This is a genomic window from Bacillus sp. JJ1474 (genome assembly GCF_036965225.1).
Taxonomy (GTDB): Bacteria; Bacillota; Bacilli; order Bacillales; family Cytobacillaceae; genus Cytobacillus.
On the sequence record NZ_JBALPC010000194.1, the window covers coordinates 2,007 to 10,092 of the forward strand.

Consider the following 8,086-nt stretch of genomic DNA (forward strand, 5'->3'; position numbering starts at 1 on the left):
ATAATAAGAACCCATAAGGAGATAAATAATATGACAAAACCAATTTTAATAGGTATGGAAGGAGTATTTATTCCCGTTAAAGACCCTGAATTGTCGGCAAAATGGTATGAAGAGATTCTTGGGTTTAAATTAATTTACATTGAAAAAGAAGCTGCTGTAATGAAGATTGGAGAACAATCTCAAACAGTAGTATGTCTTGTTAAAACTCTAAATCATAAACCAATGAAGTTTCCAGATAATAATTTCGGTGTAGGGAAATATTATAATTTTATTCCTCACGATATAGAAGAAACTTATAAATTTTTACTTGAGAAGAATGTAAAAGTAAATCTAATTAGTGGAGAAGGAACGACTAAATTTTTTACTTTCTATGATCCTGACGATAATCCTTTGGGAGTTTGCCAATAAATTATTTTAAGGTTTTGGTTAGCAACTTTTCTTGTTTTACTATCGGGTGCAATGCTTTTCAATAACGAGGAGCGCATTTTTTACTTAAAGTAACCGGTGCAGGTTAATGAAGGAAGAACTAGCGGCCATTTGGTGACCATATAATACGAATTGGGTGGTTAGTTGAAGAAAGAAATTTATCATAATACTTTAAAAAAGGGGATAAAAAGAATGAATGCATTTAAAAGATTAAGAGATGCTTACGTTATTTGGCATGCCAATAGTATTAATATTCCCGAATTTGATTCAAGCAATATAGTAAGAAAAAAAGTTATCTTTTCTGGGAGAGTTCAAAAAGTAGGATTCCGTTTGGAATTATTTACTATGGCTCAAAGATTGAACTTAACAGGGTGGGTAAAAAATTTAGAAGATGGAAGTGTAGAAGCAGAACTGCAGGGGGAAGAAACGAAAGTAGAATTACTAATAACATCCATGAAGTCTTTGAAACGTGCATCTGTAAAGAAATGTGATGTCATAAACATTCCTATTAGTGAGAATAGGGAAGACTTAACAATAGTAAGATAAATAAGTAAGTGTATGCAAAAGATTTTCTTGGGCTCTGTCCTTATTAAACTACTATTAAAGAACATAATTATCTTTCATTCTCTGTGGTGGATTTCTGATTCATGGAAGGCTAAAGGGTACGTTAACACAACAATGAGATCGTCACTATGGCTGTCTTTTTTGACTAAAGGAAAGGGCAGTTTACTGAAATGAACTTATTAAATACACAGCACAATTATTAAAGTATTATTTTGAAAGATATTGTGTTATGATTTAACCGTCTGAAGATTCAGACAAAAAATAGGCAATATTTAATTTAGGGGGTAGATATTATGGCAAACAAAAAATATATTGGCGTGAATAATTCTAAGGGGAACACGTCTAAATAAATTTAAATTAGCGTTTCCCCACAATTGAAAGGGGAAAATCATTTGAATCAAACATTGTTAATTATTGATGCCCAACAAGAGTTAATTGAGGGAAATCAAGAAGAAAGTGCAGTTTTTAATAAAGATCAACTTATTAGGAATATCAATTTAGTAATTGAAAAAGCAAAAGAATCCAGTGTTCCAGTTGTCTTTGTAAGGGATTTAGATGTTGCTGAAGGGAAAGGTAAAGGATTTCAGGTTCACGAAGAAATTAATGTGCCTACGGATTCAAAGATTTTTGATAAAACTTCAACGAATTCTTTTCATGGAACAGGACTACTGAATCACCTAAAATCTCAAAAGATTGAGCATGTTGTCATGATGGGGTGTAAAACCCAACACTGTATAGACAGTGCAGTCAGAACAGCCACTATTAGTGGTTTGGATGTCACATTAGTAGGTGATGGACATTCAACAACAGACAGCCGTGCTTTAAGTGCAGAACAAATTATCAAGCATCATAATGAAACACTTCATGGTCATTACAATGTGGAACACTTTTCAGTTGTCAGAAATGCAATGGAAGATTTGTTTCATCCTATTCATGATTCATATAGGTAAATAGAAAATATGGTATAGAGATATTTCCTATAAACAGTAAAATAACCCAATCGACTACTAAGTAATTGGGTTATTTTTATTAGTACAATTTGTTAAGTTGAGGTATGACATCGTGATATTCCAATTCCCTTAGTGAGCAGTAATCATATTTTTCGTTACATTTGGAATTCCAATCAGCCCGTCTTGATTTCCAAAACAACCTTCCCCTTTGTACGCCCAATTTCGACATGCCGGTGAGCCTCTACTATTTGATCCAAAGGAAAGCATTTTTCAACAACAGGTCTTAATTTCTTTTCTTCCACTAGACTGCGTAAGAAATCCATATCCCTATCATTCGGTTTGGTAAGATGAACCTTTGCTTTCTTGCGACCAATCAATGAACCTATCATTAATTGAATGGGGTGATACTTTGGATAAATTGCGTGTTCTGTAATATAAACTCCCGTCTGCGTTAAAGAACTCATACAGCTGAAAAAGGTTCGCTTACCGACCGCATCTAGAATGATATCGTACTTTTTTCCGTTATTTACGAAATCTTCCTTGGTGTAATCGAGAACGTAATCTGCTCCAAGTTCTTTAACCCACTGAAGATTTGAGGTGCTGCAAACAGCCGTTACCTCGGCCTTGAAATATTTAGCAAGCTGAACAGCAAAGTGACCGACACCGCCTGATGCACCATAGATTAAAACCCTTTGGCCATGCTTTATCTGTGCTGCATCTCGCAATGCTTGCAGTGCAGTCTGAGCCGCACATGGTATAGCCGCTGCCTCCTCAAAAGTTAAGTTCTTCGGCATAAGACTAAGGGAATTCTCACGAGGTGAGACATATTCTGCATGGGAGCCGAAACAACTGCCGAAAACATGATCGCCAACCTTAAATCGTTGCACGTTTTTACCTATTGCTTCTACCGTCCCCGCCACGTCAATGCCCAGTATGTGATTTTTTGGTTTTGTCATACCATTATCTAACCTTGTAGGCAAATAGCCCTTTCGGTAAAGAGTATCAAATACATTGACTGACGCGTTATGCACTCTGATCAACACCCTATCGTCATCCTTAATAAATGGTTGTTCTACATCCTGTATCTCCAGTACTTCAGGGGGACCATAGGAACTGTAAATAGCCGCTTTCATCTATTTAACCTCCTTGATTCTTTTTAGTTTAGTTATTATTTCATCATCGTGAATGCAATTCTCAACATATAGAGAGATCCCAAAACGATGACAATTTGAAGTCCCAAAATATCCTTCTCTAACATGTAATATTCTCAAATGTATTTCTCTTTATTTCCAAAAATTCAGTTAATTTTATTCCGATCAATTTTTGATAAATCACTATGCAAGCTTTCCTGCAAATCGTTTTACTTTTTTGCAAACAATGAGGCAAGTGCAGACTGATTGAATCCTTTTACGATAAGCCAAACTGCTAAAATCATTTCATTCGCTGCTACCGGTATAGCCAGAATACCACCCCAAACAGAAAGTTGAGGAAATACGCCGAACATTACGAACAAGGCACAAATAAAAATTAGAGTTGCCCCTGTCATACCTAAAAAGGCTATAAATCTTGGTACGAGCTTGGTTTTATAAAATATATAACTGTACATCATTGTATTAATTCCTAGCATGAAATTGGGGCCAAGCAAAAATGTCCAGTCATGGATTGCATGTAATACTATGCCTGATGTTTGGAAAGATGCGGTATCCGGAGACCCTAATGCAACAAACTCCCGGCTTAATGTCAAAAGGGACAGTACGCTGATTACACCAATAGTAATAATAATCGCTTCTAGAAATCTGAAACAAACATGCCCTAGTGCGATCGTTTCATTATATTTTCTTAAAATCGGAAACATGGTTATTGCAGTACCAACGGCTGAAACGACAAGAATGAGTTCCATAACTGCTCCCAGTACGACTTGATTGGCATGTTCCGTACCATTTATCAAGTAATCGGGACCGTTCAGGATAGGGTCGTATAATATAAGACCTGCAACCGCCGAAACGGCTGCAAGAATAAACAGTACCCCCACAATTTTGGCTGCTTTTTTGTTTGAATTCATTAATTTATCCCCTTCCTTTAATAAATTGACAAACGGTAAAGCAAAAACAAATTCTAAAGCTTTGAGTCATCCTCATAAAAGAAAACCTCTTCCAACGGTAAGTTAAAGGCATGAGCAATACGAAAAGCCAATTCTAGAGATGGGGAGTAGTTTCCCTTTTCGAGAGCCACGATTGTCTGTCTTGTAACGCCTACCTTGTCTGCCAATTGCAGCTGTGTCATTTCATCATGATTGAATCGTAATTTTCGGATGTGATTGCCGACAAGATTTTTTTTGCCCATATTAGACTCCTTTCCGATAGTGATAAAGTCTCGTAGCAGATCCGGTCAAATCGGAAATGAATCCCGAAGTGATCAGGATAATGAACATTACATGTAAAGGCTGATAAATGATCAGTGATCCCATTGCAATAAGAAAGCCAATGATAAACACGAAAAAGGCATTCCGAAACGCTTTCAAGTCAATTAATTTATCCAGTTCATCCGCAAAGCTTGGTTCCTTTTCTCTGGTTGTAATTCTAAAAACGATGTTAAATATAATGCTGATAATGATGTGTGCAACGATTGAAACCAAAGTCAAGACGAGGACAAAGGAACCCCAATAACGAAAGGACTCAGCCGACTCCATCTCCCCGCCGGGATATTGCGGGTACATGTAGAAACAATAAAATCCAAAAATAAGAATTGTACTAATCAACGATAAGATACTTTTCTTTTCTTGGTACGTCATAGTTACCTCCTAGTATGGTTATTTTTACATCATGTTAAGTTTGTTAAACATAATGTAATATAAACTATACATCAAGTCAATATTTTGTTACATAAAATAGAAAAAATAACCATACATTTCCATTGAGGCAATATCCGGTCTTCCTAGTGACTCATCTTATGTATAAGCAAGTAACCAACATTTGTAGTTTGAATTTGTATACAATTACTTTCATTGTGAGTAAGTAGGAAAAATCACTTAAGATTTTAAAAAGGAAACGGAAGTAATGTTTCAATTTTGGTATTAGTTTGGAATAGAAGGATTTTTACATTATAGATTTACTCTAAAAAACAAATGATGACTTCTTAAACGAATTGGTATGTTGATACAAGAAGGATTACCGCTCTTTTTGTTGAAATTATTCAACTAACGAAGCAGGAGAGTTGTGCGCTATTAGGAGATGTGTATAGGAAAGGGGCTAAAACATGCTAAAAAAATTATTATTTACTGGAATTACACTAAGTCTATTTTCGCTAGTTGGGTGTAGTGATGAGCAAAACGAAAAACAAGGTCAAGCTCAAAGTTTGGTAGAGGAAGTTGACATGGATACAAATGAAATAGAATCGTTGCAAACACAAAATCAATTTCTAAATGAACGAAATCAGTATCTAGTGACGACCATTAAGCAAGTGATCGAGAATTTATCGGATGAAGAAATGTTGGAATTCGCCCAAAATCAGTTTATATATGAGTTACAGGTTAATGGGGAATCTATTCCTAAAAACGGACAAGTAACTATTTCAGCGGGGGAAGTTGAAATTTTATTATCTGAAAAGATATTGGGGTACGATTTTTTACCAGCCGAATGGTTAGATAAAGGAAGAGTTAGTGGAAATTATATTGACCATTTGTTAAATATTGATACGTCAAATTGGATGCCAATCGGAATGGATGGCACTGTTAATACAGCACGAGGTTATCAGCTAGCAGATGTAAAAGCTGGTCAAAAGTTCTCTTTTAATATGACTGATGAATTAAGAGAACGATTGAAAATGGATACAAATTTAATACAAATTGAAGTAAAATAAATTCTTTTTATTTCATCAATTAAAAGACACTGGAGGGAGTATTATGAATTTAAAGGTGAATGATGTATTTCAAGCTATTGAATCCAACGATCTTGCTGCACTAGAAAAGGCACTTATATCTAACCAATCTTTATCAAATATTGAAAATGATCAAGGATTAACACCACTAGGAATTGCATCGCATTTTGGACATAAAGATTCTGTACAGATCCTATTAAATTACAATGCAGATATAAATGCCGTTTCTCATTCTAAGATAGAGTTTATTCCGTCAAATACGGCTCTTCATGCCGCAATTGCAGGAGAACGAAATTTAGAAGTCATTGAACTCCTTTTAAAGAATAATGCGAAAACAAATATTTTTGATAGCAATGGACATACAGCCCTACATACTGCTGCATTTCATGATAATAACTCGGACTTGATTAGTCTTCTTATTAAACATGGTGCTTCTGTTCATGCAAAGGTTGATGGTGGAAAAACGGCATTGGAAATAGCGATAGAACAAGGGAATAATCAAGTTGCTGAACTATTGCGTCGTTTTGCTGGATAAGCCTGACATAAAATGTGAATTTGATTCATTTTGAAAAATCAAGGATTGGTATCTTTTATGTTAAAATAAATTGAAGGTGATTGTGAAAATTTGTACTTGAAATGGCAGGATAGGATAATATGGAAAAATATGGTAATCAGTCAAGTATGGATAACTATGCTTTCAGGAAAGCAATAACAAGAGATGTTGATGAAATTTATCAACTTATAGAAAAGCGGATAATATGGATGGATAAAAACAATTTAAATCAGTGGAATAGAACAAATTATCTCGAATCGTATCCAAGAGACTATTTTGAAAACAAAGTGGAAGCTGATCAACTTTACGTTATGGAAGATAAACTGACGGGTAAGGTTGTTGGTGCGGTCGTATTGCTCGAAGAAGATAAGCGATGGACTAACGAGGGGGCAAAAAATTACTATATACACAACCTTGTTACCGATACAGAGGTTCCAGGTGTTGGGATAAAAATGATCAACTTATGTGAACAGATGGCACTTGATAACGATGTCGATGCGGTTAGATTAGACTGTCAGGCTTCAAACATCAAGCTTAACGAGTATTATGAAAGACTTGGGTATATGTATGTTGGTGATGTACAAGAAGGCTGTTATATTGGGAACAAGCGGGAAAAGAAACTAGGGAATTTTGTTAATTAGTGAATTAGTTTAATGTTACATTATCTTGAAATACTGAAAGACCGACTCAAAGTCGGTCTTTTTCCCGTTGTTTACATTACTGGTGATAGTGTCAAAATAACAGCCTATTTGAAGCATAAATGGAAAAAATTTTAAATAAAAATGCTGTCATCCTTTTTTCCGTGACTCCACCTACTTTTTTAGTTTCTGTGTGGTAATAAATTCTATTTGCGCTTTGGATCCCTAAAATTGCTCCTTGTTTCTAAATATTAAACCACATCAATAAGACTAGTCGAAAACAGTCCAAGCTATAGAGCATTTCCTTGTAATAGGGAATGCTTTTTATTTTGCCGGAAATCTAAAGTAACAATAATAATATAACTGAAAACAATATTTATTTATTGTAAAACGATAAATAATGTATTAAAATCACATTAACAATAAATAAATGAGGTGCTTAATATGAATAGAGAAACACTTTTTTTAAAGTTCGTTGTTGTACTTATGGGAATCCCCGTTCTTGCATTGTGCATCTTTTTGGTTCCGGAGATAGGGAATGTTACTGCAAAATTGCTTCCAGAGATTGCTTATATAAAATATCTCGTTTCCATCGTTTTTTATGCATCCGCGATCCCTTTTTACATTGCTTTGTATCAGGCTTTCAAACTTTTACGCTATATTGATAAAAGTGAAGCTTTCTCGCAAATTTCTGTAATAGCTTTAAAGAAAATCAATCGCTGTGCCATCACAATCAGTATCTTGCATGTGCTAGTCTTGCCGCTCTTCTATCTCTTTGCGGAAGTAGACGATGCCCCAGGTGTCATTTTTGTTGGATTGGTTGTTCCTTTTGCTTCCATGGTGATTGCCGTTTTTGCCGCTGTTCTTCAAAAGCTGTTAAAAAATGCAATCGATATAAAATCAGAAAATGATTTAACGGTTTGAGGTGAAAACAATGGCGATTATAATCAATATTGATGTGATGCTGGCTAAAAGGAAAATGAGCGTAACAGAACTTTCGGAGCGCGTTGGAATCACAATGGCTAACCTTTCTATCTTGAAAAATGGAAAGGCAAAAGCCATTCGATTTTCAACTTTAG

At 35.1% G+C, this 8,086-nt stretch carries 12 protein-coding genes; 8 read left to right on the plus strand and 4 right to left on the minus strand.

From position 1 onward, the window contains the following. Nucleotides 1-30: 30 nt before the first annotated feature. The 3 genes from V7164_RS21150 to V7164_RS21160 all read left to right on the plus strand — a co-directional run bounded on the left by V7164_RS21150 (nt 31) and on the right by V7164_RS21160 (nt 1,940). Nucleotides 31-408, plus strand: coding sequence for a VOC family protein (locus V7164_RS21150; RefSeq protein ID WP_335345626.1), 378 nt, complete (start codon nt 31-33; stop codon nt 406-408). A gap of 162 nt (nt 409-570) precedes the next feature. Then, nucleotides 571-972, plus strand: coding sequence for an acylphosphatase (locus tag V7164_RS21155; RefSeq protein ID WP_335345627.1), 402 nt, complete (start codon nt 571-573; stop codon nt 970-972). Between the two features lie 410 nt (nt 973-1,382). Beyond that, nucleotides 1,383-1,940, plus strand: a complete 558-nt coding sequence (locus V7164_RS21160; RefSeq protein ID WP_335355157.1) for a cysteine hydrolase family protein — start codon at nt 1,383-1,385, stop codon at nt 1,938-1,940. A gap of 173 nt (nt 1,941-2,113) precedes the next feature. Here the strand turns inward: V7164_RS21160 and V7164_RS21165 are convergent, their stop codons facing one another. The 4 genes from V7164_RS21165 to V7164_RS21180 all read right to left on the minus strand — a co-directional run bounded on the left by V7164_RS21165 (nt 2,114) and on the right by V7164_RS21180 (nt 4,731). Continuing rightward, nucleotides 2,114-2,983, minus strand: coding sequence for an NAD(P)-dependent alcohol dehydrogenase (locus V7164_RS21165; protein WP_335355158.1), 870 nt, complete (start codon nt 2,981-2,983; stop codon nt 2,114-2,116). A gap of 317 nt (nt 2,984-3,300) precedes the next feature. Next, nucleotides 3,301-4,002: a DUF4386 domain-containing protein gene (locus V7164_RS21170; protein ID WP_335355159.1), complete on the minus strand. Its 702-nt coding sequence runs from the start codon at nt 4,000-4,002 to the stop codon at nt 3,301-3,303. A gap of 53 nt (nt 4,003-4,055) precedes the next feature. Then, the gene (locus V7164_RS21175) at nt 4,056-4,283 is read right to left on the minus strand and encodes a helix-turn-helix transcriptional regulator (RefSeq protein WP_335355160.1); all 228 of its coding nucleotides are present in this window, start codon (nt 4,281-4,283) and stop codon (nt 4,056-4,058) included. A 1-nt stretch (nt 4,284) separates the two neighbouring features. Continuing rightward, on the minus strand, nt 4,285-4,731 hold the full coding sequence (locus V7164_RS21180; RefSeq protein WP_335355161.1) for a hypothetical protein: 447 nt from the start codon (nt 4,729-4,731) through the stop codon (nt 4,285-4,287). A gap of 464 nt (nt 4,732-5,195) precedes the next feature. Between V7164_RS21180 and V7164_RS21185 the strand changes: the two genes are divergently transcribed. From V7164_RS21185 to V7164_RS21205, 5 genes are all read left to right on the plus strand, one after another. After that, entirely contained in the window at nt 5,196-5,798 is a 603-nt protein-coding gene (locus V7164_RS21185) for a hypothetical protein (protein ID WP_335355162.1), read from the plus strand. Nucleotides 5,799-5,841: 43 nt separating this feature from the next. Further along, nucleotides 5,842-6,351, plus strand: a complete 510-nt coding sequence (locus V7164_RS21190) for an ankyrin repeat domain-containing protein (RefSeq protein WP_335355163.1) — start codon at nt 5,842-5,844, stop codon at nt 6,349-6,351. A gap of 119 nt (nt 6,352-6,470) precedes the next feature. After that, nucleotides 6,471-7,010, plus strand: coding sequence for a GNAT family N-acetyltransferase (locus tag V7164_RS21195; RefSeq protein ID WP_335355164.1), 540 nt, complete (start codon nt 6,471-6,473; stop codon nt 7,008-7,010). A gap of 441 nt (nt 7,011-7,451) precedes the next feature. Further along, nucleotides 7,452-7,931: a DUF2975 domain-containing protein gene (locus tag V7164_RS21200; RefSeq protein WP_335345457.1), complete on the plus strand. Its 480-nt coding sequence runs from the start codon at nt 7,452-7,454 to the stop codon at nt 7,929-7,931. 10 nt (nt 7,932-7,941) lie between these two features. Next, nucleotides 7,942-8,086: helix-turn-helix domain-containing protein (locus V7164_RS21205; protein WP_335355165.1), on the plus strand; the 145-nt coding region annotated here is incomplete at its 3' end.

Bases quoted from the DNA above. Each gene is read 5' to 3' on its own strand.
- V7164_RS21175 (WP_335355160.1), bottom strand. From the start codon at position 4,283: ATGGGCAAAAAAAATCTTGTCGGCAATCACATCCGAAAATTACGATTC.
- V7164_RS21150 (WP_335345626.1), top strand. From the start codon at position 31: ATGACAAAACCAATTTTAATAGGTATGGAAGGAGTATTTATTCCCGTT.
- V7164_RS21185 (WP_335355162.1), top strand. From the start codon at position 5,196: ATGCTAAAAAAATTATTATTTACTGGAATTACACTAAGTCTATTTTCG.
- V7164_RS21195 (WP_335355164.1), top strand. From the start codon at position 6,471: ATGGAAAAATATGGTAATCAGTCAAGTATGGATAACTATGCTTTCAGG.
- V7164_RS21180 (WP_335355161.1), bottom strand. From the start codon at position 4,731: ATGACGTACCAAGAAAAGAAAAGTATCTTATCGTTGATTAGTACAATT.
- V7164_RS21190 (WP_335355163.1), top strand. From the start codon at position 5,842: ATGAATTTAAAGGTGAATGATGTATTTCAAGCTATTGAATCCAACGAT.
- V7164_RS21170 (WP_335355159.1), bottom strand. From the start codon at position 4,002: ATGAATTCAAACAAAAAAGCAGCCAAAATTGTGGGGGTACTGTTTATT.
- V7164_RS21200 (WP_335345457.1), top strand. From the start codon at position 7,452: ATGAATAGAGAAACACTTTTTTTAAAGTTCGTTGTTGTACTTATGGGA.